The following is a 26,789-nucleotide window of genomic DNA, read 5'->3' as shown; positions in this document are numbered from 1 at the left end:
GAGTGCGACATGCAAACAGTTATAGTCTGGTGACCTTAGCGAGGTGGTCCCACCCCTTCCCATCCCGAACAGGACGGTGAAACGCCTCAGCGCCGATGATAGTGCGGAATGCCCGTGTGAAAGTAGGACATCGCCAGACTCCCCATGGAAAGCCCCGATCAGCAATGGTCGGGGCTTTTTGCTTGGCGCTTGGCAGCGCAGGGTGAGGCGCAGAAGAGGGTATCGCGCTGGGGTTTATGCTGGGGAAGGGGGCGAGAACATACCCATTCCTGCTCACTTTTCCTTGTGCATTTCTTGGCCTGCACTCCATACTCAAGCATCTGTATCGTATTGAGTAAGGGGCTCTTAATGTTCGAATCCGCCGAATTGGGTCATGCCATTGATAAGCAGACCTATAAAACCGAAGAGGGATTGCTGCGAGAGGCACTGCTTTCCGCTCAGTACGACCTCAAGGAGCGGGGCGATTTCCCGGTGGTCATCATTCTGGGGGGGGTGCCGACGGCTGGGCGTGGCGAAACGGCCAATCTGCTTACAGAGTGGCTGGATCCCCGGTATATACGTACCGATGCATTTGGCGAACCGAATGATGAGGAGTCACAACGTCCTCCATTTTGGCGCTTCTGGCGCGTTCTTCCTCCCAAAGGTCGTATAGGTGTGCTGTTTGGCGGCTGGTATGCGGACCCCTTCTGGGGTTGGAATGGCGCGCAGGATCCGGGGCAACTGGATCGCCGGATCGAGCGGATTGTCAGACTCGAGAAGATGCTGGCCGATGAAGGTGTGCTGGTACTCAAATTCTGGCTGCACCTGTCCGCACAGCAACTGAAAGAGCGGCTGAAAAAGTTCGAATCAGACAAGAAGACGGCCTGGCGTGTTACCGAAAGCGACAAGCAATTCCAGAAAAATTACGACACCCAGATCGAGCATTATCGCGATCTGCTGATGAGAACCAATCTGGCCGATGCGCCCTGGCGTGTGGTCGAGGCAGCCGATACCAATTATCGCAATTTGACGATTGGCAGGCAGCTGCTTGAAACGATGCAGCATCAGCTCGCCCGTCCCAGTGTGAAGCAGCGGCGTGTTGATGCGCCTCCCCTGGTTTCATCCATTGATGGGGTTCGCCTGCTGGATCGTTTGCAGCTTGATCATGATACCGACAAGGACGCCTACAAAAAGGAGCTGGAATCCTTGCAGGGGCGTCTGAACGGCTTGTCCCGGCATCCGCGGTTTGCTGATCTGGCCGTGGTTACGGTGTTTGAAGGCATGGATGCGGCAGGGAAGGGGGGAAGTATCCGCCGCATTACTGCTGCGCTGGATGCCCGGCAGTACCGGATTGTGCCTATCGCCGCCCCGACTGAAGAAGAACGCGCACAGCCTTATCTCTGGCGCTTCTGGCGACATCTGCCCCAGCACGGGCAGATTACGGTGTTTGACCGCTCATGGTATGGTCGCGTGCTGGTTGAGCGCATCGAGGGCTTTGCCGCGCCGGCGGAATGGATGCGCGCCTATAACGAAATCAATGATTTTGAAGCACAGCTCGATGACGCCAATATCGTGGTGCTGAAATTCTGGCTGGCGATCAGCAAGGATGAGCAGCTTCGCCGTTTCGAGGAGCGCCAGCAGATCGAATGGAAGCGTTTCAAGATTACCGATGAAGACTGGCGCAATCGTGAAAAGTGGGAGGATTACGTTCAGGCTGCCAGTGACATGATTGAGCGTACGAGTACACCCTATGCGCCCTGGCACATGATTGGTGCCAATAATAAATACCATGCCCGCTTGCAGATTCTGCGCCACCTGTGTGACGCGATCGAGGCGAAGATCAAGGGCAAGGATAAGGACAAAAAAGCCTGAAACTCCCCTTCCCGCAATGCATGGCGTGCACCGGGGTGTTGCTTCGCGCTACACTCCGGTCTCGTTCATGTTTAACCGGGAGTCAGCTGTTTGCACGGCTAGGTGCAACCCGGCAAGGATAGAGGAATGGCCGACTGGAGTATCTGGCGAGCACTGGAAGAATGGCGCAGCAAACGTCATGAACTTGATCCGATTTTTGCCTATGCAGGGATCAACTCCGGTCTCGAGAGTCTGGTAAACCGCATCTGTGTAGATCTCAAGCGTACCGCGCCGACCCCCCCTCTGGTTTCTGGTGACCCCTCCCGTGATGGCGAAGAACTGGCCCGGTATCACGAAGGGTATTACCGGCATTTCGACGAGGCCCTTTACAAGACTGAAGGATTGTTGCGCCAGCCCTGGGTGCCGGAGGCCGCCCCTCAGGTGGAGGCGATCCAGCAGGAAATCCTGCGCCTGCGGCAGCACATGCGCGAGCACCCGGGCAAGAATCCGGGTTTCGGTGAGCTTGAACAATTGCTGCTGCATTACGTCAATCTGGACAATCCCCGGTTTCCAGTTGACAAGGCCATGCTGCAGGAGCGGCGTGATCAGTTGATCGACATCGCGGGCTTTCCCTTGCTTGTCCAGCATGCCTTGACTGATCCTTACAATGATCAGATTCCACCGCTGATCAGTGCCGACTTCAGGCAGATGCTAGTTGACAAGACGGCTGCCTATCTGGCCACACCATGGCTGCAAACCAAGGTGGTTACTCACTGGTATATCACGCTGGCTCTTGATGCCGCCTTGGTCAGCAAGAAAAGGGATGCGACAGACGATCAGCGCATTCGCAGTCAGCTCAAGCGGCGCTGGCCCAGTCTATCTGTAATTCTGCCGGATTTTCAGCATGCGGATCAGCTCTGGTATCTGTTGCTGATTTGTCTGTCACTGTTTGCAATGTTCACCGAAACATGGTGGGCGGCAGGGGGCTTGATGTTCTGGCTGTATCTGTCTCTGGGGGCGCACCGCCGTGAGCGCAAGCATATCGAGATACGCCGCGAGCATCTGATCGAGCGGGCGCAGACCATGAAAAAGGTGCGTGATCGTTTTGCGAGCGGGCAGATTTCACTGAGCAAGCTGGGGTTCATGTTCCGGCAGCTGGACGAGCACGGCGAGTATTTTGATGCCGTGACCTTTGATCTGCTCCACTTGCACCCGCAGGACGAGGGCTGATCAGGAGGCGTGCGCGGGACTAATGCGCTCGCCGTTGCGGAATAGCGCCACTTCGCCTTTGCCCAGTGCCGTCCACTGCTCGTTGTCGGTGAGTGGCTGGGTCGCAATGATGGCAACCCGGTCGCGTGGTGCGGTGTGTTTGGCAAAGTCCACCTGGATATCGGCATCGGCCAGATGGGCGATGCTGAACGGCGCTTGCCGTACCAGATAATGCAGATCCGTGCTGCAGTGAACCAGCAAGACGTCGTTCATGCCGAGCAGACAATTGAACGTGCCATGGCTGCTCAGTGCCTGGCAGCACTCTGAGAAGGTTTCCTCAAGAGCCGCAAGTTCGGGAGTGCGCTGGAACTTGCTGGCAAGCCGGTCAAGAATGAAGCAGAGCGCCTGTTCGCTGTCCGTATTGCCAATGGACATGAAGCGCTGGCCGGCATAACTGAAGCTGGCCAGGTTTCCGTTGTGCGCAAAGACCCACTCCTGCCCCCAGAGTTCGCGGCGGAAGGGATGGGTGTTGGCCAGGCTGATTTCACCATGTGTGGCTTTGCGGATGTGGGCGATGACATTGCGGCTTTTGATCGGGTAGCTGCGAACAAAATCGGCGACCGGCGAGGTGGCCGATGGCAGAGGGTCGAGAAAGACCCGCCAGCCATCCGTTTCAAAAAACGCGATCCCCCAGCCATCCGCGTGCTGGTCAGTCTGACCGCCGCGACGGCGGAAGCCTTCGAACGAGAAGGTGATGTCGGTCGGTACATTGCAGTTCATGCCCAGTAGCTGGCACATGGAGACCCCTTGCTTGCGTTGTATGGTCCGGGCTGGCGGATTACTCGGCCATGAGGCCGGCACCATGGCTGAAGCCTGCATCGGCCATGATGACTTCGCCAGTCATCGCCGACGCCAGCGGCGACAGCAGGAAGGCGGCGATATTGCCGACTTCCTCGATCGTGACATTGCGCTGCAGTGGTGTTGCCTCTGCAGCGCGCTTGAGCATCTGGCCAAAATTGCCGATTCCTGCCGCAGCGGGCGTCCTGATCGGCCCTGCCGAGATCGCATTGACGCGTATCTGTTGTTTGCCCAGCGCCATGGCCATGTAGCGTACATTGGCTTCCAGTGATGCCTTGGCCAGACCCATCACATTGTAATTCGGGATCGCCCGTGTGGCGCCGAGATACGACAATGCGAGCAGCGAGGCTCCTTCGCGCAGCATCGGACGGGCCGCTTTGGCCAGACCTGCGAAGCTGTACGAGGAAATATCGTGGGCGATCTGGAAGGTGTCACGGCTGATTGCATCAAGAAAATCGCCCCTTAATGCTGCGCGGGGTGCAAAGGCAATCGAGTGCACCAGACCATCAAGGCCGTCCCATTGGCTGGCCAGCTCGCTGAAGACGGCAGCGATTTCCTGATCGCTAGCGACGTCGCAGGGCAAGACGAGGTTGCTGTCGAACTGACGGGCCAGATCGGTCACGCGATCTTTCAGGCCCTCGTTTGCACAGGTAAAGGCGAGCGTGGCACCTTCACGGTGGCAGGCCTCGGCAATGCCGTAGGCAATCGAACGTTCGGACAATAGTCCGGTAATCAGGATTTTCCGGTCGGCGAGAAATCCCATGCGCACAGATCCTTCATGGTGAAACGGATGGAATCCATGCCTGCGCTGCTGGCAGGCATGGACAAGGCATTATTCCGGGGCGTAGGGGAGCGGGAGCAATTGCAGCGCAGGGCCATCGACGGCGCCCAGATGCAGTCCTTCTTCAAGATGGTCGATGCGGGCGACAACCAGCGCTTCCCATTCGCCATGGCCGCTGGGGGCGGCCAGCATGATGGTGCCGGCCGACTGATCGGCAAGGCTCTTGCTGTAGACATGCTGCCCGGCCTGGATGCTGCTGCAGCTGGCCTGCATGCGGAACATCCGGCGTTTGGTCTTGCCCAGATACTGGGTGCGGGCGACGATTTCCTGCCCGGGGTAGCAGCCCTTGTTGAAGCTGACACCACCGATGAGTTCCAGATTGCTCATCTGCGGCACGAACTCTTCCTGCGTAGGCAGGCTGATCCAGGGGGTGCCGCTGCGAATCTGGCTGAGTTCCCAGATTGCGGTGCTGCCGGCACATGCGCCAGCCTGCAGCAGCGCCTGCCAGACCGATGCCAGCAGCGTGCGCGGCAGGCAGAGCTGAAATACATCGCCTTGCTGGCTGAGAATCACGATACCATCGTGGGTATTGCTCTGGGTGAAATCACCGGAAAGGGTTGTATTTGCATACATGCCAGCCAGCAGGCTTCTGGCTTGCGGGCCGGCCAGTGCAATGCAGGCAAGATCTGCGCCGCCATCCGTGGCTTTGGTCTTGCTGCGCAGGATGAACATGCCGAGACGTTTCTGGATGGCCGCCTGCAGGTTGCCATAGACTTGCAGCAGGTAGTCATCGTTCTGGCGGAAAGCCAGGAAGGAGGCCAGCATGCGGCCCTTGGGCGTGGAATAGCTGGAGAGCTGGATTCTGCTGCCGTTGAGTTCGCGGATATCGCTCGAAAGCTGGCCCTGCAGAAAGGCCGCGCTGTCCTCGCCACTGAAGCGGATCAGGCCAAGGTGGCTGAGCGGAATAGCCACCGCGCCGGTTTCAAGGGCTTGTAGCGCCAGGGCGGCATCACCGAGCTGGGTGATGCGGCCGTTGTCGTGCGTGGCGCCTGCGAAGTCGAGAAATGCGTGCCAGTCCATCGGCAAAATCCTGTGCGGGTCATGATGCTGCCAAGTATAACGCCCCGGCTGGCGGGGCGTTGTCGTTTTACTGCGCTGCGATTTCCTCGTCCGCTGCCGGCGCCTTTTCACCGCTACTGCCCGGTCGTGCCGCGCCGCCGGTGCTGATCTGGGGCGTGCTGAGCGTCCCGCCCAGCGTGGCCCGGCCGGACAGGGCGACTGGCCCGCTGATCAGCTGGGTGCTGGCACTGCCGGCGAGTTTGTCATTGACGATGCTGGCCGAGCCGCTGGCACGGAATTTTCCGGAGTCCAGCGATAGTCCGCTGAGCGTCACGCCAGCCGGATTGATGCTGACTGCGCCGCTGAGCAGGTTGAAGGCCGTTTGCCCGCCATGTGTCGACACGCTGTTGCCCTGTGCCTTGAGTGGCGAAACAAGATCAATATTGTGCAGTTGCCCTTCCTTGATCTCGAAACGGCCCTGGATTGCCGGATTATCCAGCAGGTTCTTTACTGCCTCAGCCTTGAAGCTGAAGTTTGCAGCACCGTCCATGCGACCGCTTGCGCGGGTGACCGGACTGAATACCGACAGGAATGGGCCGGCGTTGAGCTGCTTGCCTTGCAGCTGCCCTTGCAGGGCCCAGCCCTGGTCCCAGCTCAGGCGGCCATTGCCATTGACTGCGCCGCCGTACAGCGTGGCCTGGATGGCATCGATATCAATACCGTTCTGATTCGTTCTGCCTGCCAGCCGCACCGTATCGAGCTTGACTGCGTGCGCTAGTGGCAGTGTCCAGTTGCGGGCCTGGAATTCGACCATGAAGCCACTGTCTTGCGCGGGAGTGATGCGCATGGTATTGAGGCCTTCGTTGGCCGTCAGGGTGATTTCAGAAAGACGACCGTCCTTATAGAATGTGATCTGCCCTGACAGGGGGCCGATTTCGCCCTTCTGGAGGGTGATCGTGCTGTTGCTGAAGCTCAGGGTTTCAACGCCGGCACCAGCCGGGTCACTGTGCAGGCGCTGCGGCAGCCCCTGGGCAAATTCCGAAGAAATCCGGGCCGATTCCGCGTGCGCCCCCTTGAGCATGTAGCTGTCACCCAGCAGCATGTCGATGCCGAGCGGAATTTCCAGTGTACCGATTGTTGCCGTATCGGCCTTGTCGATGACCACGCCGTGCAGTGTCAGAATCGGTCGCGGCGCATAGCGGAACGTGATGTTGCCTATCGTGGCCTTGCCATGGACAAAGCGCCCGAGCTTCTGTTCGATCTGCGGGATGACCATTGTGTAGGGAAACACCAGCGGCGCGGCGGCGAGAAGGCCGACGAGAATGATGATTGCAATCAGTAGCTTGTTGATTATTTTCATTGCAGATCCACGCTGTTCGCCAAAATTAATGCGGCTTTGGTGTTGACAGATAAAAAGGGGGTAACTATTATAGCGCCCATACCGATTCCCCGATAGCTCAGTCGGTAGAGCAACGGACTGTTAATCCGTGTGTCCCTGGTTCGAGCCCAGGTCGGGGAGCCAAAGAATAGCAAGGGGCTGGCCCCTAAAGCCAGCCCCTTCTTATTCCCCGATAGCTCAGTCGGTAGAGCAACGGACTGTTAATCCGTGTGTCCCTGGTTCGAGCCCAGGTCGGGGAGCCAAAACTCAAGGGTCAGCCAGCAATGGCTGACCCTTTTTCTATGCGCACGCCACGCTGCATGCGTGCTGCAGCAAGCCTTTGCTTGCGCTATGCTGGCTACAATTCGCTTATCCGGTGATAGAGCGAGCTTCCGGAGCCCGTCATGTCTGACGTCGAAACACCTGCCGTTGAGTCCGTTTCATTTTTGCAACGTTTCCGCCTGCATCTGCTGCTGGCCGCAGGTGTTGTGCTGCTGCTGATTGCGCTGCTGGGCGGTATTGCCGCCGGGATGGCAAAGCGCAATTTTGAAAAGCAGTTCTATCTGGAGCAGATCGACAAGCTGAAAAGGGCGCTGGAAAAGTCGACCGAGCGTTATCAGGAAGTGGAGCAGGAGCTTTCCGAGGTCAAGGTCCAGCTGCGCGCCCGCAAGGAGCATGTCGAAGAGCTTGAGTTCAAGTTGGAGTCGCTGGAGAAGCGGGCGCAAATGCAGGCTGCACCCGCTGCGCCGCAGGCCGCCCCGGCAGAGGGGGGGCATGCTGCCGTGCAAGCCGGAAAGGCGGAAAAGGCTCCCTTGCCGCGCCTGGCCGGTGATTGCACCATCAAGTCGGGAGCTTCCGGTGTGGTCAATCTGCAGGACTGTCTGCGTCCGGCTCCGGCCCAGAAGACTCCTGCGGCTCCTGCCGATGTCCATACTGAGAAGCCGGCCAAGGCGCATTGATCTGCTGCCGGGTCTGCATTGCCGGGTACATTACAAGAACAGCAAATCCTTATTTTTTTGTAGCTGTTTTCACCTGACTACATCCGTTTTATGATTGATGGCCGCCGCAGTAAGAGACGGCTCAAAAACAATCAGGAAGATGGAGAAGATGGTGAAAAAAACAACGCGAATGACTGCAACACTCCTGGCCTTGCTGGTGAGCTCCACGCTGTGGGCGGCTGACTGGCAGGAAGGAGCGACCTATAGTGCCGGTACGGTGGTTACGTATTCGGGTAAAAGCTATCAGGCTCTGGTGACGCACACGGCCTATGTGGGCGCCAACTGGAATCCGGCGTCGACGCCGACCCTGTGGAAGGAAGTGAGTGGCGGAACGGCCACGCCGACCCCGACCGCAACCCCGACGCTTGTTCCGACCGCAACCCCGACCGCTACTCCCACTGCCACACCGACGGCCTCGCCGGTTCCCACTGCTGTGCCGAATTGCTTGCCGGCCTGGGAAAGTGGCAAGGCCTACAGTGGTGGTGCGCGTGTTTCCTTCAACGGAACGCTGTATGAAGCCAAGTGGTGGACGCAGGGTGATGACCCCAGCAAGTCGACCGAGTGGGGTGTATGGAAGAAGGTGGGCACTTGCGGTGGTATGATTACGACTCCGACCCCTACAGCAACGGCTACTCCGACCGCCACGCCAACGTCCACTCCGACGCCGACAGCAACCCCAACGGCAACGCCGACACCAACCGCAACTCCGACGCCAACAGCCACGCCGACGGCGACACCCACGCCGACCGTGACCCCGACTACCACCCCGACAGTCACTCCGACTCCGGTAGCTGGCGATCTGCCCAAGCATGCGCTGATCGGTTACTGGCACAACTTCACCAACCCGGCCGGTGACACCATCCGCATCCGTGATGTATCGGATGACTGGGACGTGATCATGATCTCGTTCGCCGACGACGCCGGCAACGGTGCGGTGGCCTTCAACCTCGACAAGAATGCCGGCACCGAGGCCGAATTCATTGCCGACGTTGCAGCCAAGCGAGCCAAGGGCAAGAAGGTCGTGCTGTCGCTGGGTGGCCAGGAAGGCCGCATGACACTCTCCAGCAAGGAAAATGTCACCAATTTCGTCAACAGCCTTTACGCCATCATCACCAAGTACGGCTTTGACGGTATCGATCTGGATCTGGAAAGCGGCGCCGGTGTCGTTCTGGGCTCCAACATCATTCCGAATCTGGTTGATGCGGTGAAGCAGCTGAAGGCCAAGGTCGGCCCGACCTTCTATCTGTCGATGGCTCCGGAGCATCCGTATGTGCAGGGCGGCTATGTGGCCTACTCCGGCATCTGGGGCGCTTACCTGCCGATCATCGACGGCCTGCGTGATGACCTGAACATCATCCATGTGCAGTACTACAACAATGGCGGCCTCTACAGCCCGTATTCCAACAGTGCGCTGAACGAAGGCACTGTGGATGGTCTGGTTGGCGGCTCGCTGATGCTGATCGAGGGCTTCAAGACCCAGGGTGGCACAGGCTGGGAATTCAAGGGCCTGCGTCCGGATCAGGTGGCATTTGGCGTACCGAGTGGTCCGAAATCGGCCAATACCGGCTTCGTGACCAGTACGACCGTCAACAATGCGCTGACCTGCCTGACCCAGCTGAAGAATTGCGGTACCGTGAAGCCGCAGCAGGCTTATCCGACCTATCGCGGCGTGATGACCTGGTCGATCAACTGGGACCGTTACGACGGCTACAACTTCTCCAAGCCGGCCAAGGCTTCGCTGAGTACGCTGCCGTAATTGTGCTTTGCTGCAACAAAAAACCCGCGCCTGGCGCGGGTTTTTTGTTGCATGACAAACCGTTTACACGCTGAAACGGCCTGCACTGCAGCCCGCTGCTGCAACGTGCTAGACTTCGCAACTGATTTTGACCTCGGCAGGGCCTCGCTCTGCCTTTCAAACTGGATGGAGCACAGGATGACCGCCTCGATTTTTGCTGCCGTGGAAATGGCGCCGCGCGACCCGATTCTGGGTCTGAATGAAGCCTATAACGCCGATACCCGCACTACCAAAGTGAACCTGGGTGTCGGCGTTTATTACAACGACGAAGGCAAGATTCCGCTGCTGGCCGCCGTGAAGGCTGCCGAGGCCGCCCGCCTGGCAGCCCAGCCGCCGCGCGGCTACCAGGCCATCGAAGGCAATCCGGCTTACAACAGCGGCGTGCAGAACCTGCTGTTCGGTGCGGGCAGCGACATCATCGTGGAAGGCCGCGTGATTACCGCCCAGGCGCTGGGTGGTACCGGCGCGCTGAAGATCGGTGCCGATTTCCTGCAACGCCTGAACTCGAACGCGACCGTTTACATCAGCAACCCGAGCTGGGAAAACCACCGCGCACTGTTCGAATCCGCCGGCTTCAAGGTGGAGGACTATCCGTACTACGACGCGTCCACCCGTGGTGTTGATTTTGCTGCGATGAAGGCCAAGCTGCTGAGCCTGCAACCGGGCTCCATCATCGTGCTGCATGCCTGCTGCCACAACCCGACCGGCGCCGACATGAGCGACGCGCAATGGGGTGAAGTGGTCGAAGCCTGCCGCGAACGCGGTCTGGTGCCGTTCCTCGACATGGCTTACCAGGGCTTTGCCGAGGGCATCGATGCGGATTCGGTTGCCGTGAAGGCGTTCGGTGCCTCCGGCCTGCAGTTCTTCATTTCCAGCTCCTTCTCCAAGAGCTTCTCGCTGTACGGCGAACGTGTGGGCGCGCTGTCCATCATCACTGCCAGCAAGGAAGAATCCGGCCGCGTGCTGAGCCAGCTCAAGCGCGTGATCCGTACCAACTACTCCAACCCGCCGATCCACGGTGGCGCCGTGGTTGCTGCCGTGCTGGGCAGCACCGAGCTGCGCGCCCAGTGGGAAGAAGAGCTGGCTGGCATGCGTGTGCGCATCCGCGAAATGCGCGCAGGGCTCGTGGCCAAGCTGCAAGAGCGTGGCGTGGCGCAGGACTTCAGCTTCGTGATCCAGCAGCGCGGCATGTTCTCCTACACCGGCCTGACCGCCGATCAGGTGGAAAAGCTGCGTGCCGACTACGGCATCTACGCCGTGTCTACCGGCCGTATCTGTCTGGCTGCGCTCAACAACAAGAACATCGACTACGTCGCTGATTCGATTGCCAAGGTGCTGTAAGCAGACTGCGGTTTTGCCCAACAAAAAACCCCGCTGATGCGGGGTTTTTTGTTAGGTATATAGCTGTGGCCCTTCATTTAAAATGGATGTGGCTGTATACCGTGGTATTGGTGTCTATTTCGACGCCTTGACTTCGCGGTCGTTCAGCGCCTGCACCGGGCGGGCATTCATCGGGAAGATTTTCTTGAAGGCGTTGAGCTGGGCGCGCGATACGGTTACCGGCTCTTTCATGACCTGCCAGCGCACACCCTCGGTACACGGCGGCGTGGTCAGCGAGCCGCTGAAGGCGAAATAACCGTGGTTTTCCGGCAGCAGGTCAAAGGCGTTGATGCTGCTGCCGTCATCCAGTGTGCCTTCCTTCGCGGGCAGCTTGCCCCAGAAAGACTTCAATGCCTTGTTCTCTGCACCGACCTTGAACAGCACGGCGACCACCGCCAGCTGGCCCTGCTCGTTCTTGTGTACCAGATGCACGACCATGTCGGCCGGCTTGCCGTTGATCTGTTCTTCGCTCGGCGTGTGGAAATGGAACTGCAGCAGCTCGTACACGTCGTCGCCGATGCGGATGCGGCTGCCCGGTGCGACATTCTGCTGAATGGTGTGGCCATTGTTCACGAGTTGCAGCGGGCTTTCCTGATACTGGAATACCAGCGGTGGCAGCTCGGTGCTGACGGTCTTGCTGGTCACGATATTGATCGGTGACTGTGCGCGGCCCATCTGGCATTCGCCTTCCCAGTGCTTGGGGCCATGCTTGCCGTGATAGCCCCAGTGCGGGCCGGATGCCCAGGCGCCTGCCGTCAGCAGGGTGGCGGTGATGGGAAGTAGGTGCAGCAGTTTCATGCCAGTCTCTCCTTGCTGTGAACAAAGCGCCCAGCTTGCCTGCCCGCCCGATGCGGGAAGATGATCAAGCGCAAGCGCGGTCGGGGTTGGAATGCCGCTTTGCCTTAAGGATTGTTAATGTAATGTGGTGATGGGTATTGCCATGCAGCCTTTCCATTTGCTGGGTTGTATGGCAATACCGTGCTACTTATTGCTTCTCTGCTTTGGCTGGTGCCGGTGCCCGCATCGACTCGGGAACGAGTTTTTCCTTCTCCGGGTCGGCTATGTAATGCGGCGACATGATCTGCACGCCGTAATGGTTGAAGGTGTCCTGCACGCAGCCATTAAGTTCGTTGATGATCTCGAACTTGCGGCGCGGCTCGTCAACCGCGATGCGCAGCTGGTATTCGACATACCAGTCCGACAGCGCCGTCTGGTAGACCACCGGGCGCGGGTCGCGCCGGATGCCGCGCGTATTGCGCGCCGCCTCCAGCAGCATGGCTTCCACCTGCCGCCAGGGCGTGTCATAGCCGATGGTGACGCTGATCGTGGTGATGACGCCGCCGCCTGATGCCAGCCGCGAGAAATTCTTTACGTTCTGCCCGACCAGCCCGGAGTTCGGAATGCTGATTTCCTCGCGCAGATTGGTGTGGATCTTGGTGGCAAAAAGGCCGATGTGCATGACGGTGCCTTCCACGTCGCCGATCTGTACATACTCGCCGACCTTCAGTGCACGCGAATAGATGATGATCATGCCGGAGGCGAACTGTCCGACGACGCTGGATGCTCCGAGAGACACCATCAGGCCGACCATGACCGACAGACCCTTGAATGCCTCGGTATCGGCGCCGGGCAGGTAGGGGTAGATCATGGCGAACGCAAAAATCCACACGACAAACGACAGTAGCCGCCGGGTGGTGGAGGCGGTGTCGCGGTCGAACATCGCCAGTTGCAGCTCGCCGCGTTCGATGCGGCCGAACAGGTAACCGATGAAGCGCGAAATGTAGCGCGCCACCAGCAGGATGAAGGCGGCAATCAGCAGGCTTGGGATGGCATCCAGCATCGCCAGTATGCTCTGTTCCAGAAAGCCGAACAGTGCGGTGTTCAGCTGCTCGCTCCAGGCACGGGTATAAGGAATTTCGTAGAGCACAACCGACAACCAGCTGTGCAGCGCGGTGAGGCCCAGCAGGGTAATCAGCAGGTTGATGAGCGTGCGCAGCAGTCCGGCCAGCGAGCGGACATTGGTGCCCGTGTATTTGCCGGCACGACGGGCGATCGGGCGTGCGATATAGCGGCGGGTGCGCACCAGTATCCAGCGCCTGGCCCGATACAGTGCCTTGAGGACCAGTGCAAATATCACGGTGGCGAGCAGGACGATGGCGGCCGATTTCGCCATTTCCTTCGGGTCGTGCAGTGCACGCCGGTCGTCGCGCACTTCCTCGACCGCCTTGATGGCGTCGCTGGTGCGCTGCGCCATCGTTTCCCCGCGCAGCGTGTTGATGTCGCCTTCGCGCAGGTAGAAGGCCAGCTTGTCGCCGATCTTGATCGCAGTGCCCAGTTCGGTTGCTTCGCTGCTGACCTTGCCCAGCGGGTTTTCCTCCAGCAGGCGCCGGATGCGCTGTTCGCCCGAGGCCGCGCGATCCAGCGACGAATAACCGCCGATGCTGCTGCTGAATGTGGTGATCAGGCGGTTGTAGACACGCAGTGCATGGGCTTCTTCGCCATCCGGTGTGGCTGGCTGGCTGGCTGCGCTGCTTGCTGGTGGCGTCGTGGCCGCCAGAGCGGTGGTTTGTACTGCGGCAATCGCGAACAGGAAGGTCAGAAACAGGCGACAGAGCACTTTCACCGGACATCTCCGCAAAGTTTCCTGCAATCATAGCGCAAGTGAGTGCCCGCAGCGGTGCTCATCACGGCAGGGTATAATCGCGCACTCGAAAATCATGATGACGGGGATCGCCATGCGGCAGATTCTGCTGGATACCGAAACGACCGGCCTGCGGGTGGAAGATGGCAACCGCATTCTGGAAATCGCCGCGGTGGAAATGGTCAACCGCAAGCTCTCGGCACCCGAGCGGCATTTCCATGTCTACATCAACCCGGAGCGCGATTCGGAAGAAGGCGCGCTCAATGTGCATGGCCTGACGACCGACTTTCTCGCCGACAAGCCCAAATTTGCCGCGATTGCGCAGCAGTTTCTCGACTTTGTTCGCGGCGCCGAGATCATCATCCACAACGCGCCGTTTGACGTCGGCTACCTCGACATGGAGCTGGGCCGGCTGGGCCTGGGCAAATTCCGCGATCATGTCGGCAATGTGGTCGATACGCTGGCGATGGCGAAGGAGTTCTTTCCCGGCAAGCGCAACAACCTCGATGCACTGTGTGACCGCTATGAAATCGACCGCAGCAACCGCGTGCTGCACGGCGCGCTGATTGACTGCGAGCTGCTATCTGAGGTCTACCTGGCGATGACGCGCGGGCAGGATAGCCTGCTGATCGACTTCCACGGCGTGGATGATGCCGACGGCAGCGGCGCCGGCCGCCGCCTACAGGGCGTACCGCTGATCGTCAGCCAGCCCAGTGCCGAGGAGCTGGCCGCCCATCAGGCGTATCTGGATGAGCTCGACAAGATTGTGAAGGGCGATTGCCTGTGGCGCACGCTCGAACCGAAACCCGCTGCGGGTGATGCGGCATGAGCCGCGTCGCCGAGCAGCTCGCAGCTGCCCATGCCGCCTGGGATGCGGGCGATCATGCCGCAGCCGAGCAGCGGTTTCTTGCTGCACTGGCACAGGCCCCTGATCATGCCGTCGCCCATTATGACCTGGGCCTTTTCTACAAATACGAAGCGCGCTGGGCTGAATCGCTGAAGCATAATCTGCGTGCCACCGAACTTGCGCCCGAGGACGAAGGCGCGTGGTGGAATGCCGGTATTGCCGCCACGGCGCTGCATGACTGGGCAACGGCGGCGAGGGCCTGGCGCTTCTTCGGGGTCGACATGCCGCTGGATGTCCTGCCGCCCGATCTGCGGCTCGGATTGGTGCCGATCCGCATCAGCAGCGACGACCATGCCGAGGTACTGTGGGCCGAGCGGCTCGATCCGGCGCGGGCGCGTATCGTGAATGTGCCCTTTGCCGAGAGCCACGCCCACTTCGGCGATATCGTGCTGCACGACGGTGCCGCCAATGGTTACCGCGAGCGCAACGGCCGGCAGGTGCCGGTGTTCGACGCGCTGGCGTGCTGGGAAGAGGGAGGTTTTTCCACTTTTGTCGTCGAATGCGAGGTGGCCAGCGCCGCGCCGTTGGATCAGCTGGCGGAGCTGGCTGAAGCCCAGGGAATGGCTGCAGAAGATTGGACCGGTAGTGTACGAACCCTGTGCAAGGCGTGTAGTGAAGGCACGCCGCACGAACACCACGATCAGGAACTGGATGCCGGCTGGCAGACTGAGCGCGAAGTGGCTGTGGCGGCGCGCGATGCCGCCCAGCTCAATGCATTGCTGGACGCATGGCAAGCCGGCCACCCCGCTGTGACCGTGCGCGATATCTATGAAGCTGTTGCCGCGGACGATGCCGAGGCGGAGCAAACCCCATGAGTGTGTGCATGAATACAACCGAACTGAAAACCGCCGCGCATGCTGCGTGGGACGATGACAACGAACAGGAAGCCGAGGCGCTCTTCAAGCAGGCGCTGGCGATCGACGAGCAGGACGCGCAGACGCACTTCGATCTGGCGCTGCTGTACAAATTCCAGGACCGCTGGGCGGAGGCTCTGGCGCACAACCGCCGCGCGGTCGAGCTGAAGCCCGACGATACGGCGGCCTGGTGGAACCTGGGCATTGCCGCCACTGCCTTGTCGGACTGGGCGGCGGCCGCGCAAGCGTGGCAGGTGTTTGACATTGAATTGCCGCTGGACTCCCTGCCACCTGCGCTGCCCGCGACTCCTGCTGCCGTGCGTGTGCGCAACGGCAAGCAGATTGACGTGCTGGCAGGTGTTCGGCTCGACCCGGCGCGCGTGCGCATCACGCAGATCCCGGTACCCGATTGCGGCGTGCGCTATGGCGACATTCTGCTCAACGATGGTCTGGGCAATGGCGTGCTGAAGACCGATGGCGGCGAGCTGCCCGTACGCGAAGTGCTGGGGACGTGGCAGGTGTCAAACCATGCTACCTATGTTATTGAGGCCGTTGTAGATAATAGGCTACCGCTTGATACCCTCCTTGACTTGGCGGAAGAGGCTGGTATTCCGCTGCGGGACTGGGGCGGCAAGGTGCGCTATGTGCTGCCGACAGAGGGCAAGGATGCCCCGGCCGACCCGGAATGGCAGAAGGTGCGTGAAATCGGCATCGCCGCGGAAGACGACCAGCCGGTGGCCGATCTGATCGACGCCTGGCAAGCTGCGTGTCCCGATGTCGAAATCCGCGAAGTTTATGTAGCGCTGACGCCGGAAGATGCGCGTGACGGCGCCAGCGGAGCCAGCGAATGAGGGCGCTGGCGCTGCTGCCCGCTGCCGGCTCCGGCAGCCGCATGAACTCGGCGACGCCCAAGCAATACCTCGACCTGAACGGCAAGCCGCTGATCTGGCACACGCTGGCCGCCTTGCATGCCGTTCCCGCGCTCGATCGCATCGTTGTGGTGATCTCGGCCGGTGATGAATGGTGGGGCAGTTACGACTGGTCGGTGTTTGACCGGCTGAGCGTGCTGCGCTGTGGCGGTGCCAGCCGCGCCGAGTCGGTACAGAATGGACTGGCTGCCTTGCTGGCGGCGGGCGAGCCGGCCAGCGACTGGGTTCTGGTGCACGATGCGGCGCGGCCGTGCCTGGAGCCGGCACTGGTGTCCGGCATGCTGGCGACGCTGGCCGATCATCCGGTCGGCGGCATTCTGGCCGTGCCGGTGGCCGATACGCTGAAGCTGGCCGGCGTAGGCCAGGCGATTGCCCGCACGCATCCGCGCGATGGGCTGTGGCAGGCGCAAACGCCGCAGATGTTCCGCCTCGGGCTGCTGGCCGAGTGTCTGGCATCGGGCATGGGGCCGGACATCACCGACGAGGCGAGCGCGCTGGAGAAGGCGGGCTATGCGCCGCAGCTGGTGATGGGCAGCCCGTGGAACCTGAAAGTGACCTACCCGCAGGATGTGCAACTCGCCAGCCTGATTCTGTCTGCGCACTCTGGGAGGCGTGGTGAAAATGGCTGAAACACTGTCGATTGCCACGGGTGACAAGGCTGGCCGCTATGCCGAATTGCTGCCGCAGTTGGCCAGTCTGCTGGAACACGAAGCCGATCTGATCGCCTGCATGGCGAATGTGTCGAGCGCACTGGCAAGCACCTTCGGCTGGCATTGGGTGGGGTTTTACCGCGTCGCCGGCAAGGAGCTGGTACTGGGGCCGTTTGCCGGTCCATTGGCCTGCACGCGGATTCCGTTCGGGCGTGGTGTGTGCGGCACGGCATGGGCGCAGAACGCTACGCAGCTTGTTCCCGATGTCGACGCCTTTCCCGGCCATATTGCCTGCTCCAGCCTGAGCCGCAGCGAGATCGTCGTTCTCGTGCGCAATGGCACTGGCAAGGTGATCGCCGTGCTGGATGTCGATGCCAGCGAACTGGCGGCTTTTGATGCCGTCGATCAACAGTATCTGGAACAGCTCGCAGAGCTGTTCGCCAACAAGGAGTAAACGCATGCGTATCGGACAAGGCTGGGACGTGCACCGCATGGTGGAAGGCCGCCCCCTGATTCTGGGGGGCGTGACGATTCCGTTCGAGAAGGGCCTGCTCGGGCATTCGGATGCGGATGCGCTGCTGCACGCGATTACCGATGCCATTCTCGGTGCGGCCGGGCTGGGCGACATTGGCCGGCATTTCCCGGATACCGCCGAAGAATTCCGGGGTGCCGACAGCCGCGTGTTGCTGCGCGAAGCGCTGCGTCGCGTGCAGGCCGCTGGCTGGCGCGTGGGCAATGTCGATGCCAGCATCCTGATCCAGCGCCCGAAAATGGCGCCGCACATTCCGGCCATGGTCGAGAACATCGCCGCCGATCTGGGCATCGCGGCCACGCAGGTCAATGTGAAAGCCAAGACCTATGAAAAGCTGGGGCCCGTGGGCGCGAGCGAGGCGGTGGAAGCACAGGCGGTGGCACTGCTGCTGCCGTGCTGACCCGCTGGCTCATCCTGCCTGTGCTGGCCTGCCTGATGGCAGGCTGCAGCACTATGGCATCGTTCGAAGTGGTTAATCGCAGTTCTTCGCCCCTGCTGATCGTGTTGCGCTGGGATGACCAGGCCAGCTTTCCCGCCGTCTGCCAGATGCGGGTCATTGCGGCCGGTGGACAGGTTGAAGACCGGCCCGCCCGCTGCGAAGGACGCCGCATGATGCTGGCTCTGGCGCCGGGTGAGCGCAGTCTGGCAAATATCCGGATGCACAACTCGGGCCCCTTGCCGCCCTTGCCGCTTGCCAGCCTGCAGTTGCAGGGCGAGCTTGGCGATGAGTTTCTGGAGGGGGACGTACTGCAGGCACGTTTCGTGAGTCACGGAAATGGCTATCGCCTGATCTATGCCGGTCGGCAGAGTCTGCCAGGGAAAGCGTCATGAAGGGTACCCGATGGATTACCGGATTGGTGCTGCTGGCCGCTTCCGTTTCTGCCGCCTTGGCGGCGCCAGCATGCAAGCCGGCATATGGCGAGGCCCGCTATCAGGATGCGGATGGCAGTACCGCGCTGTTTGCCGGCCAGCCTTTTGTGGTGAAACGGCAGAAAGATGGCAAGGTGCTGTATCGCGGCAAGATCGATGCCAGCGGCGTTGCCCGCTGGCGGGCCGGCTGCAAGGGCGAGGCGCTGATCATCCAGTAACGATCCGCTGGCATGGGCTGCGAACCGTGCCGGAGTGGGCGTTGCACTCCTGTAACACGCAGTAATGATTGCGTGCTGTGGCGATGACTGGCTGTGTGCTGAAATCAGGATTGTCCAGATTACAGGAAGCTTGCCATGCTGCGTTTGCCGGGAATGCTGTGCTTTACCTTGCTCCTGCTGCTGGCGGGATGCAGCAGGGCCGAGCTGTCCGAGTATCGACAGGGGTATCTGCTGGCGCAGCCGCATGGCTGGATTGAACTGTCCGTTGCCCTGCCACGCACATCCCTCACTGAAACGGACCTCGACAAGGGTTGTTCACTCGGAGTGATCGTGAATGGTGAAACATACCTCCACGAACCCTTGCCGTTCCTGCGTGATGGGCAGGAAGTAATCCGCAGCGGCTTCCTGTTTCCCGTTGCTGCGGGCAAGAATGAACTCCAGCTTGCACTGACCTGCGCAAAAGACAGCTCACTGCCCCTTTTGCAGGTCGATGTGCCGGAAGGCCAGTTGCTGCCCGCCAGTCTGGATGGCCGGACCGTTAGCGCCGGTGAGCCGCGTGCTTATGATGAAGTCAGCATCCAGCAACTGGCAAAACGGCTGGATGCCCTGGAAAATGCTGGCAATGCGGCGGCCGGGCGCCAGCAAGAGCAGTGGCAGGTCGTACTGCTGGTTGTGCTGGGCGTTGGTGGTGTGCTGCTGATCCTGTTGCTGGCGCTCCTTGGCGTGCTGCTGTGGCGTACCCGCCGGCGCGCAGCCTGAGCCGGATTTATTCCAGATCCGGCAGGAGTGATGCAGCAGGGGCAACCTGGAACCACTGCCATTCCCGCGCCAGCTTGATCGCCGTATCGCGCACCAGCTCATAAGCCGCCTGGCGATCGGTATCGCCATTGATCAGTTGCGCGACTGCGGCGAAATCATCGGGCAGTGCGGCATCGTGCCAGCCGTTGGCCAGATGCCTGGCCAGGGCATTGGCTACCATCACGGTACGCACGCGCGCCTCGTCGCGGAAGGATTCATCCATGAGGTGCGTGATCAGCTTCGGGAAATGCCATTCGTGCGCCAGCGCGATCTGCAGCTCCAGAATGGTGACGCCAAAAATCTGCCGCTGGGCATCGCGGCTGCGCAGCCCCGGCGTTTTCTGCTGCAGCAGCATCACCTGCGCCGCCATTTGCGGCGCTTCGTACCAGATCAGGATTTCGGCTGTGTCGTGCAGCAGTGCCGCCGCCATGACTTCGGCAGGGTCGATGTCGTAGCGCTGGCTGCAGATGGCTTCAGCGTATTTGCTGGCCGAATACGCACGGTAGCACGCGGCATGGCAGCCGTAGAGCGCCGGCGGCAGGCGTTCGAGCTGCTGCTCGACCGTATTGCCGCTGGAAATGGCCCCCAGAAAACCCTTGATGCCCAGCATCATGACCGAGCGTTCCAGTGTGGTAACGTCGGTGATCTGGGTGGTGTGGCGGTGCGCCTGCAGGTAGCGCAACACCTTCAGCGACAGCAGCGGGTCATGCCGGATCACCGCGGCAATATCGCGAACACTGATTTCCTCCATGCGGCCATGCAGGTCGCGCAAGGCATGCAGGGTGTATTCCAGCAGGGGGATTTCCATGCGGGAAAAATGGTCAACCCAGCCGGCAAGGGTTTCAAAACGCTGTTTCAGCATGGCTGTCGCTTTGCGGGTGAGGTTCTACCATTATGGCATGCGATCACGCACTGGTTGCGATTGATACCGGTTTGCGTGCAGGGTGTCGCCAATATGCAAGGAGAAGCCGCATGAAGTGTTATACAAGTGGTGTTCTGCTGGCGCTCTGCCTGTGTCTGGCCGGGCCGGGGCAGGCAGAAGAAATGACAACGCTGTCGCCGCAGCACAAGACGGCCAGCGAGCTGGCACCGGTTTTGCAGGCAGCCTTTCCGCAGGCCGGCGTTTCGGCGTTTTACCAGCAGCTGATCGTGCGGGCACCCGATGCGGCGACACTGGCGCAGATTGAAGCCATGCTGGCCCGGCTCGATACGCCGGTGCGGCAGATCACGCTGACAGTCGAGCAGCGGCAGCTTGCGAACACGCAGGGCTGGCAATGGGATGCGGACGGCCGTCTGGTGATCAGCGATGGCAAGGCCGGCGGCAGCCTGGCGCTCCGGATGGCGCAACTGCACCGCGACAGCAGGCTCCTCAACCGCAGCATGGCCAGCACGCTGGAAGGCGGGCCGGTGTGGATACAGCTCGGGCAAAGCCGCTTCTATCCGGTATGGCAGGCGTGGCCGTCACAGGGTTTGCTGGTGCGGGGCGGGCAGTGGGTAAGCACGGGAACAGGGTTTTATGCGCGACCACAAGTGCAGGGCGAGCAGGTGCGGGTGCTGCTCTCGCCACAGGCTAGCCGTTTCCAGCGCGATGGCAGCATCGCGCAGGCCGGGGTCGAGGCCGAAGTGCTGGCGCTGCCCGGCCAGTGGCAGCTCATTGGTGAGAGCCGGCAGGACGGCAGCAGCCAGCAGGCGGGCTTGAGCGAAAGTGGCCAGCAGTCGGGCAGCCAGAGTTATCAGGTCTGGCTCAGGGTGGATATTCAGTGATGGGTATTGCTCTGCGACCATTTTCTCTGAATGGCTACAGCGTAATACGTTACTGGGTTTGTTTGGCGGCCAGTTTCCTGCGCAATTCGGGCATCAGCGCCAGCATGGCTTTTTCGCCTTCAAGAATGGCGACATTCTTCTGGTCAAAATCCGCCGCGCCGATCTTGCCGACCTTGGGGCGGACGACCACATCAGCACGCGTCATTTCCTGCTCGCCCAGCTTCTGCCCCATGATGATGATGGCCTGATTCACATTGCCGACCATGCTGGCCGGCTTGCCGTTGGCGGCCTTGCTGGAAATGTCGACCGCAATCACGAAATCGGCGCCGAGCTGACGCGCAGCATCGACGGGCACCGGGCTGACCACACCGCCATCGACATAGCGTTTGCCGCCAATCAGTACCGGCTCGAACACGCCGGGAATGCTGCTGGAGGCGCGCACGGCCTGGCCGGCATTGCCGCTGCCGAACACCATGCGCTCGCCCGTATCGAGATTGGTGGCGACCGCCGCGAAAGGCTTGGGGAATTTCTCCATTGGTCGGTTGCCGACGAGCGTATTCACGTAATCCTGCAGTTTTTGCCCCTTCACCAGCCCGCCGGAGAGCAGGCTCACGTCGCGGATCTGGCCTTCATCGAGCGCAAAGGCTTTTTCCTGCAGCAGGAAAGGGTCGATGCCGCTGGCATAGAGGCTGCCCACGACGCTGCCGGCGCTGGTGCCAGTGACGACATCAACCTTGATGCCGTTGGCTTCCAGCATCTTGATCACGCCGATGTGGGCAAAGCCCTTGGCCGCGCCGCCACCCAGCGCAAGGCCGATGCGGATTTTCTTCGGAGCGGGCGGCGGTGTCGGCTTGCTTTCAATCACCGGTTCGGTGGTGCCGCAGGCAGTCAGCAGCAGGGCGGAAGCAAACAGGGCGCTCAGCAGGGTACGGCGTTTCATGGCAGGGTAATCTCGTCTACAACGGCGGTCTGCCCGAGGCAGCGCCATTTCACATCGAAAGAAAGAAGCCGGACGCCATACTGGCGTTGCGGGTCATTGGCGTAAGCCGGGCGCGGGTCCTGTGCCAGCACTTCGGCAATCAGTGCCGGCAGTTCGGGGTGGCTTGCGCCGAGTTCGGCCAGCGTCGCGGCTGCCGGGGCGGAAAATGTCACATCCAGTTGTGGTGGCGGGCCGTCGACAAAGCCGCCGCGTGCGTCCGGCCGGCTTTCCACAAAGGGAATGTAGGGTTTGATGTCGAGGATCGGCGTGCCGTCGACCAGATCGATGCCGGCAAAGGTCAGCACAACGCCGTCGCTGGTGTCGATATCGAGCAGTTCGACCAGTGACAGGCCGAGCGGGTTGGGCCGGAAGGGGCTGCGGCTGGCAAATACGCCGACGCGCTGGTTGCCACCCAGCCGCGGCGGGCGCACGGTGGGGCTCCATTGTCCGGCGGTATGGTGAAACACCCAGCTAAGCCATACGTGCGAGAACGCATCCAGCCCGCGCACGGCCTCTGCCCGGTCGTACGGCGGTTCCAGCCGCAAGATGCCGCGAGCATGCTTTGCCAGCTGCGGCTGGCGCGGAATGCCGAACTTGTCCGGAAATGGCGTGCGGATGTGGCCGATGGGTGTAAAGGAAAAGTCGGAACGGGTCATGGCAGGCCGGAAGGATGTCGCAGGCATTGTGCCAAAGCCCGCGCCTGACCGCTTGTGATTTTCTCACAGCCGGAATGTGAAACAGGCCACCCGGAGGGTGGCCTGTGGGCAGGAGTGGACGGAATTTTACAGCCCGTGAATCCAGATGTATCCGATCAGAATGGGCGCGACAAAGCCGCAGATCACGCGGAAGGCCGGCAGAATGGCGGCCGCACCTTCATTGCGCAGCTCGGTTTCGATGCGCGGCCAGATGGCCCAGCCGACGAATACGGCCGCGAGCAGGCCGCCAGCCGGCATCAGCACGTTGGACGCGGTGTAGTCCATCAGGTCGAACGCTGTCTTGCCAAAGAGGGTGTCTTTTTCCATGACGCCAAACGACAGTGCCGCCGGGATGGAAAGAGCAAAGGAAGCAATGGTGACCGCGATGGTGGCGGGCTTGCGCTGCCAGTGGAATTCGTCCATCAGGAAGGCAACGATGGGTTCGAGGATTGAAACCGACGACGTCAGCGCGGCGAACAGCAGCAGCAGGAAGAATGCGACAGCCAGGCCTTGCCCCATCGGCATCTTGGCGAAAATCGCCGGCATGGTGATGAAGGTCAGGCCCGGGCCTGCAGCGGGATCAACGCCGAAGGCAAACACGGCCGGCAGCACCATCAGGCCGGCCAGGATGCACGCCAGGGTGGCCAGTGCGGACACCCACAGTGTGGCGCCGACAAGTTTGGTATCGGAAGACAGGTAGGAACCATAGGCAATGATCATGCCGCCACCGATCGACAGCGAGAAGATCGCCAGGCCCATCGCTTCCAGCAGCATGCTGGCGCTGACCTTGCTCCAGTCCGGCGTGATGAAGTACATGACGCCGTCGATGGCTCCCGGCAGGGTGAGTGCACGGGCAATCAGCAGCAGCATCAGGATGAAGAGCGTGGGCATCAGAATCTTGCTCATGCGCTCGATGCCAGCCTGTACGCCACCGAGCACGACGCCCATGGTAATGCCGAAGAAGGCTGCGCTGTAGGCGATGGCTTCCAGCGGGTTGGCGATGAAGCTGCCGAAGGCAGCCTTGAGCGCGCCGGTGTCGGCGGTGATGGCTTCACCGGTAATCGAGCGCAGGATGTAGGCAATCGTCCAGCCGCCCACCACCGAGTAGAACGACAGGATGATGAACACGCACAGTACCGACAGGCGCCCGGCCCAGGGCCAGAGCTTGCCCTTGAGCTCGCGATAGGCGGTGGTGGCCGACTTGCGGGCGGCGCGGCCGATCAGCATCTCGGCCAGCAGCATGCTGATGCCCAGCGTGAAGACGCAGACGAGATAGGCGATCAGAAAGGCGCCGCCGCCATTCTTGCCGGCAACATAGGGAAATTTCCAGATGGCACCCAGCCCGACGGCTGAACCCGATGCGGCAAGAATGAAGCCCAGTTTTGAGCCCCAGTTGGCACGAGACATGACTACTCCGGTTACAGTTGGACAGCGCTCAGTGTGCCCAACTGTAATGGCGAGGCCTATTGGCGATAGCCCCGATCAGCGGTCTTCAGCCATTTTCTTGAGCGTTACGTAGTCGGTCTTGCCGGTGCCCAGCAGCGGAATGGCATCGAGTACGCGGATGTCGCGTGCGATGGCCAGCTCCGGCTGGCCGAGCGAGCGGGCGGCTTCTGCCAGCTGCTCGCGGCGTAAATCGCGGTCGGTAGTGAACAGGACGATCGCTTCGCCCTTGCTGGGATCAGTCCGCGTACTTGTGGCGTGGCTGTGCTCGGGACTGGCCGTGCTGGCCAGTTTTTCGGCGACCTCCAGCGAGATCATTTCGCCGGCAATCTTGGCGAAGCGTTTCACACGGCCAACGATGCGCACGTAGCCATCGTCATCCATGGCTACCACATCGCCGGTGGAATACCAGCCGATGCCGTTCTCGGCGTGCGGAAATTCGAGCACACCGGGCTTTTCATAACGCAGGTATCCCAGCATCAGGTTTGGTGCGCGCACTTCCAGCAGGCCGCCGTTGTCGATGCCCGGCACTGGAACCAGCCGGCTTTCGATGCAGGGCAGCAGCTGGCCGACGGTATCGGCGCGGTTGGCCATCGGTGCATTGACCGCGATTACCGGCGCGCATTCGGTCACGCCATAGCCTTCGAGAATGCGGATGCCGAATTTTTCCATCCACAGCATGCGGGTGTCGTGATTGAGCTTTTCCGCGCCGGCTACCACGTAGCGCAGGCGGCCAAAATCATAGGGGTGGGCATATTTGGCGTAATTGGCAAGGAAGGTGCTGGTGCCAAAGAGCACGGTGCAGTTGCGGTCGTAGATCAGTTCGGGGATCAGGCGGTAGTGCAGCGGACTGGGGTAGAAGAATACCTTGCAGCCGGACATGATCGGCAGCAGTGCGCCGGCGGTGAGTCCGAAGGAATGGAAGAGTGGCAGCGCCACCATGAATTTGTCGAGCGGGTTGAAGTCACCCACCGCACGGATCTGCGCCACATTGGCCAGCAGGCTGTCGTGGCTGTGCACCACGCCCTTGGGTTTGCCTTCCGAGCCGGAGGTAAACAGGATCACGGCGGGGTCTTGCGGGCTTTGCTCGCTGATGCCCATCCAGCGCGGGAAATTGCTGGCAACAAGGATGCCCAGCTTGTCGACAAGATTCAGTTCGCTGCGCAGGTCTTCCAGAAAAATCACCCGGATGCTCGGCAGATCGGCAATCAGGTCGTCGAGCTTGCCCTTGCTGATGAAGGCGCGTGACGTGAGTATGGTCTTGATGGTGGCGGCGGTGCAGGCGGCAATCAGCCCGTCGCGGCCTGCGGTGTAGTTCAGCATCGCCGGAATGCGGCCACGCGCGCTCAAACCCAGAATCAGTGCGACCGAGCCGACGGCATTGGGCATCAGTACACCGACATTTTCGCCTCTGCCGGTGTGGCGCTCGGTCAGGCGGGCGAGGGCCGCGATCTTGGTGGTCAGCGTGCCGTAGGTTTCCTCGACCATGTTGATGTCTTCGGCCAGGCGGAATTTGCGGCCGAAGCTGTCGCGTGCGTCGTTGAACGCCTGGTAGAGTGTGCGGCGCGGGCGGGTCTGAACCAGCATGTCGAGCAGGATGCGGCGCATGGCTTCCCCGGCACGGCGGCGGCGGGCTTTTGCATTTACGCCATCGGGCATCGGCAGCGAGGTGACGGGCTGCACGTGCAGGCTGATCTGCGGCAGCAGATGCAGCGGGTAAAGGCCGGAGAGCCGCCCGAAATAGCTGCGTGCCGCGCCGCTGATGCGCACCGGTACGATGCGGGCTCCGGTTTTGGCAGCGACAAAGGCCGATCCATCGTAGACCTTCATCAGCGAGCCGGTATCGGTAAGTCGCCCTTCGGGAAAGATCACGACCGTTTCGCCTTTTTCCAGCAGACGGATGACGGCTTTCATGGCGAGCGGGTTGGAGGGCTCGACGGTCAGGTGCGGCACATTGTTCAGGGCCATTCTGAACCAGCGGTTATTCATCACCTGCGCATGCACGACAAAGGTGGCCCGAACCGGCAGAAACAGGCCGAGCAGCAGGCCATCGAGGAAGGACTCGTGATTGGCGACAATCAGCGTTTTAGGCGGCCCGAAAACCGACTGGTCTCCCTGTACCTCAACCCGGAACAGGATGCGCATGATGATGCGCAGGACGTATTTGAGCATGGCAGATTCCGAAAATGACGACCGGTCAGGTCATGATTCTAGTCTGCAT

Annotated in this window: 26 protein-coding genes, 2 tRNA genes and 1 rRNA gene; 18 read left to right on the top strand and 11 right to left on the bottom strand. The window is 61.0% G+C overall.

Annotated elements, in window-relative coordinates; all coding sequences use genetic code 11:
• Nucleotides 1–25: 25 nt before the first annotated feature.
• The 3 genes from rrf (at nucleotide 26) to H559_RS0115530 (ending at nucleotide 3,060) form a co-directional block, all read left to right on the top strand.
• A 5S ribosomal RNA gene (gene rrf / locus H559_RS0115540) occupies nucleotides 26–139 on the top strand.
• 209 nt (nucleotides 140–348) lie between these two features.
• The gene (pap, locus tag H559_RS0115535) at nucleotides 349–1,851 is read left to right on the top strand and encodes a polyphosphate:AMP phosphotransferase (protein WP_028453428.1); all 1,503 of its coding nucleotides are present in this window, start codon (nucleotides 349–351) and stop codon (nucleotides 1,849–1,851) included.
• A 126-nt stretch (nucleotides 1,852–1,977) separates the two neighbouring features.
• Nucleotides 1,978–3,060 (top strand): hypothetical protein, encoded by a 1,083-nt coding sequence (locus tag H559_RS0115530; RefSeq protein ID WP_028453427.1) that lies wholly within the window; start codon nucleotides 1,978–1,980, stop codon nucleotides 3,058–3,060.
• Here the strand turns inward: H559_RS0115530 and H559_RS0115525 are convergent, their stop codons facing one another.
• From H559_RS0115525 to H559_RS0115510, 4 genes are all read right to left on the bottom strand, one after another.
• Nucleotides 3,061–3,837 carry a class II glutamine amidotransferase gene (locus H559_RS0115525; protein ID WP_028453426.1) on the bottom strand — a complete coding sequence of 259 codons (777 nt, stop codon included), beginning with the start codon at nucleotides 3,835–3,837 and terminating at the stop codon, nucleotides 3,061–3,063.
• Between the two features lie 40 nt (nucleotides 3,838–3,877).
• Entirely contained in the window at nucleotides 3,878–4,660 is a 783-nt protein-coding gene (locus H559_RS0115520) for an enoyl-ACP reductase FabI (RefSeq protein WP_028453425.1), read from the bottom strand.
• Between the two features lie 69 nt (nucleotides 4,661–4,729).
• Nucleotides 4,730–5,758: a CAF17-like 4Fe-4S cluster assembly/insertion protein YgfZ gene (gene ygfZ, locus H559_RS0115515; protein WP_034641555.1), complete on the bottom strand. Its 1,029-nt coding sequence runs from the start codon at nucleotides 5,756–5,758 to the stop codon at nucleotides 4,730–4,732.
• Nucleotides 5,759–5,825: 67 nt separating this feature from the next.
• Nucleotides 5,826–7,097, bottom strand: a complete 1,272-nt coding sequence (locus H559_RS0115510) for an AsmA family protein (protein WP_028453423.1) — start codon at nucleotides 7,095–7,097, stop codon at nucleotides 5,826–5,828.
• A gap of 86 nt (nucleotides 7,098–7,183) precedes the next feature.
• Between H559_RS0115510 and H559_RS0115505 the strand changes: the two genes are divergently transcribed.
• The 5 genes from H559_RS0115505 (at nucleotide 7,184) to H559_RS0115475 (ending at nucleotide 11,249) form a co-directional block, all read left to right on the top strand.
• Nucleotides 7,184–7,259: transfer RNA gene (locus H559_RS0115505), tRNA-Asn, on the top strand.
• A gap of 43 nt (nucleotides 7,260–7,302) precedes the next feature.
• Nucleotides 7,303–7,378, top strand: a tRNA-Asn gene (locus H559_RS0115500).
• A gap of 141 nt (nucleotides 7,379–7,519) precedes the next feature.
• On the top strand, nucleotides 7,520–8,074 hold the full coding sequence (locus tag H559_RS0115495) for a hypothetical protein (RefSeq protein WP_028453422.1): 555 nt from the start codon (nucleotides 7,520–7,522) through the stop codon (nucleotides 8,072–8,074).
• Between the two features lie 169 nt (nucleotides 8,075–8,243).
• A complete protein-coding gene (locus H559_RS22410; protein WP_281171389.1) occupies nucleotides 8,244–9,869 on the top strand; it encodes a chitinase in 1,626 nt (541 codons plus the stop codon).
• Between the two features lie 177 nt (nucleotides 9,870–10,046).
• A complete protein-coding gene (locus H559_RS0115475; RefSeq protein ID WP_028453420.1) occupies nucleotides 10,047–11,249 on the top strand; it encodes an amino acid aminotransferase in 1,203 nt (400 codons plus the stop codon).
• A gap of 114 nt (nucleotides 11,250–11,363) precedes the next feature.
• Here the strand turns inward: H559_RS0115475 and H559_RS0115470 are convergent, their stop codons facing one another.
• Nucleotides 11,364–12,086, bottom strand: a complete 723-nt coding sequence (locus tag H559_RS0115470; RefSeq protein ID WP_028453419.1) for a carbonic anhydrase — start codon at nucleotides 12,084–12,086, stop codon at nucleotides 11,364–11,366.
• A gap of 187 nt (nucleotides 12,087–12,273) precedes the next feature.
• Nucleotides 12,274–13,911: a mechanosensitive ion channel family protein gene (locus H559_RS0115465; protein WP_051279595.1), complete on the bottom strand. Its 1,638-nt coding sequence runs from the start codon at nucleotides 13,909–13,911 to the stop codon at nucleotides 12,274–12,276.
• A 112-nt stretch (nucleotides 13,912–14,023) separates the two neighbouring features.
• On the opposite strand from H559_RS0115465, the gene dnaQ reads away from it, so the two are divergent.
• The 9 genes from dnaQ to H559_RS0115420 all read left to right on the top strand — a co-directional run bounded on the left by dnaQ (nucleotide 14,024) and on the right by H559_RS0115420 (nucleotide 19,648).
• Nucleotides 14,024–14,758 (top strand): DNA polymerase III subunit epsilon, encoded by a 735-nt coding sequence (gene dnaQ / locus H559_RS0115460; protein WP_028453417.1) that lies wholly within the window; start codon nucleotides 14,024–14,026, stop codon nucleotides 14,756–14,758.
• The gene (locus tag H559_RS20755; protein WP_051279593.1) at nucleotides 14,755–15,651 is read left to right on the top strand and encodes a hypothetical protein; all 897 of its coding nucleotides are present in this window, start codon (nucleotides 14,755–14,757) and stop codon (nucleotides 15,649–15,651) included. The genes dnaQ and H559_RS20755 overlap by 4 nt, the downstream gene beginning before the upstream one ends.
• An 8-nt stretch (nucleotides 15,652–15,659) precedes the next feature.
• Complete coding sequence (locus H559_RS0115450) at nucleotides 15,660–16,541, top strand: tetratricopeptide repeat protein (protein WP_028453416.1); 882 nt, start codon at nucleotides 15,660–15,662, stop codon at nucleotides 16,539–16,541.
• On the top strand, nucleotides 16,538–17,248 hold the full coding sequence (gene ispD, locus H559_RS0115445; protein WP_028453415.1) for a 2-C-methyl-D-erythritol 4-phosphate cytidylyltransferase: 711 nt from the start codon (nucleotides 16,538–16,540) through the stop codon (nucleotides 17,246–17,248). Before H559_RS0115450 ends, ispD begins: the two co-directional genes overlap by 4 nt.
• On the top strand, nucleotides 17,241–17,723 hold the full coding sequence (msrC, locus tag H559_RS0115440; protein WP_028453414.1) for a free L-methionine (R)-S-oxide reductase MsrC: 483 nt from the start codon (nucleotides 17,241–17,243) through the stop codon (nucleotides 17,721–17,723). The genes ispD and msrC overlap by 8 nt, the downstream gene beginning before the upstream one ends.
• Nucleotides 17,724–17,727: 4 nt before the next feature.
• A complete protein-coding gene (gene ispF, locus H559_RS0115435) occupies nucleotides 17,728–18,201 on the top strand; it encodes a 2-C-methyl-D-erythritol 2,4-cyclodiphosphate synthase (protein WP_028453413.1) in 474 nt (157 codons plus the stop codon).
• Nucleotides 18,195–18,632 (top strand): hypothetical protein, encoded by a 438-nt coding sequence (locus H559_RS0115430; protein WP_028453412.1) that lies wholly within the window; start codon nucleotides 18,195–18,197, stop codon nucleotides 18,630–18,632. The genes ispF and H559_RS0115430 overlap by 7 nt, the downstream gene beginning before the upstream one ends.
• Entirely contained in the window at nucleotides 18,629–18,889 is a 261-nt protein-coding gene (locus H559_RS0115425; protein WP_155845459.1) for a hypothetical protein, read from the top strand. Before H559_RS0115430 ends, H559_RS0115425 begins: the two co-directional genes overlap by 4 nt.
• Nucleotides 18,890–19,024: 135 nt before the next feature.
• Nucleotides 19,025–19,648, top strand: a complete 624-nt coding sequence (locus tag H559_RS0115420; RefSeq protein WP_028453410.1) for a hypothetical protein — start codon at nucleotides 19,025–19,027, stop codon at nucleotides 19,646–19,648.
• Between the two features lie 7 nt (nucleotides 19,649–19,655).
• Here the strand turns inward: H559_RS0115420 and H559_RS20750 are convergent, their stop codons facing one another.
• A complete protein-coding gene (locus H559_RS20750; RefSeq protein ID WP_051279591.1) occupies nucleotides 19,656–20,549 on the bottom strand; it encodes an HDOD domain-containing protein in 894 nt (297 codons plus the stop codon).
• A 110-nt stretch (nucleotides 20,550–20,659) separates the two neighbouring features.
• On the opposite strand from H559_RS20750, the gene H559_RS0115410 reads away from it, so the two are divergent.
• On the top strand, nucleotides 20,660–21,451 hold the full coding sequence (locus H559_RS0115410; protein ID WP_028453409.1) for a hypothetical protein: 792 nt from the start codon (nucleotides 20,660–20,662) through the stop codon (nucleotides 21,449–21,451).
• 49 nt (nucleotides 21,452–21,500) lie between these two features.
• Here H559_RS0115410 and H559_RS20745 read toward each other — a convergent pair whose 3' ends face one another.
• From H559_RS20745 to aas, 4 genes are all read right to left on the bottom strand, one after another.
• Complete coding sequence (locus H559_RS20745; protein ID WP_051279589.1) at nucleotides 21,501–22,391, bottom strand: patatin-like phospholipase family protein; 891 nt, start codon at nucleotides 22,389–22,391, stop codon at nucleotides 21,501–21,503.
• The gene (gene tsaA / locus H559_RS0115400; protein WP_028453408.1) at nucleotides 22,388–23,086 is read right to left on the bottom strand and encodes a tRNA (N6-threonylcarbamoyladenosine(37)-N6)-methyltransferase TrmO; all 699 of its coding nucleotides are present in this window, start codon (nucleotides 23,084–23,086) and stop codon (nucleotides 22,388–22,390) included. Before tsaA ends, H559_RS20745 begins: the two co-directional genes overlap by 4 nt.
• 126 nt (nucleotides 23,087–23,212) lie before the next feature.
• Nucleotides 23,213–24,532: a sodium-dependent transporter gene (locus H559_RS0115395; protein ID WP_028453407.1), complete on the bottom strand. Its 1,320-nt coding sequence runs from the start codon at nucleotides 24,530–24,532 to the stop codon at nucleotides 23,213–23,215.
• Between the two features lie 75 nt (nucleotides 24,533–24,607).
• Nucleotides 24,608–26,740 (bottom strand): bifunctional acyl-ACP--phospholipid O-acyltransferase/long-chain-fatty-acid--ACP ligase, encoded by a 2,133-nt coding sequence (aas, locus tag H559_RS0115390; RefSeq protein WP_028453406.1) that lies wholly within the window; start codon nucleotides 26,738–26,740, stop codon nucleotides 24,608–24,610.
• Nucleotides 26,741–26,789: the final 49 nt, after the last annotated feature.

This window comes from Chitinilyticum aquatile DSM 21506, from assembly GCF_000430805.1.
GTDB classification, from domain to species: Bacteria; Pseudomonadota; Gammaproteobacteria; order Burkholderiales; family Chitinibacteraceae; genus Chitinilyticum; species Chitinilyticum aquatile.
This window is presented reverse-complemented; position numbering and strand designations above follow the sequence as displayed.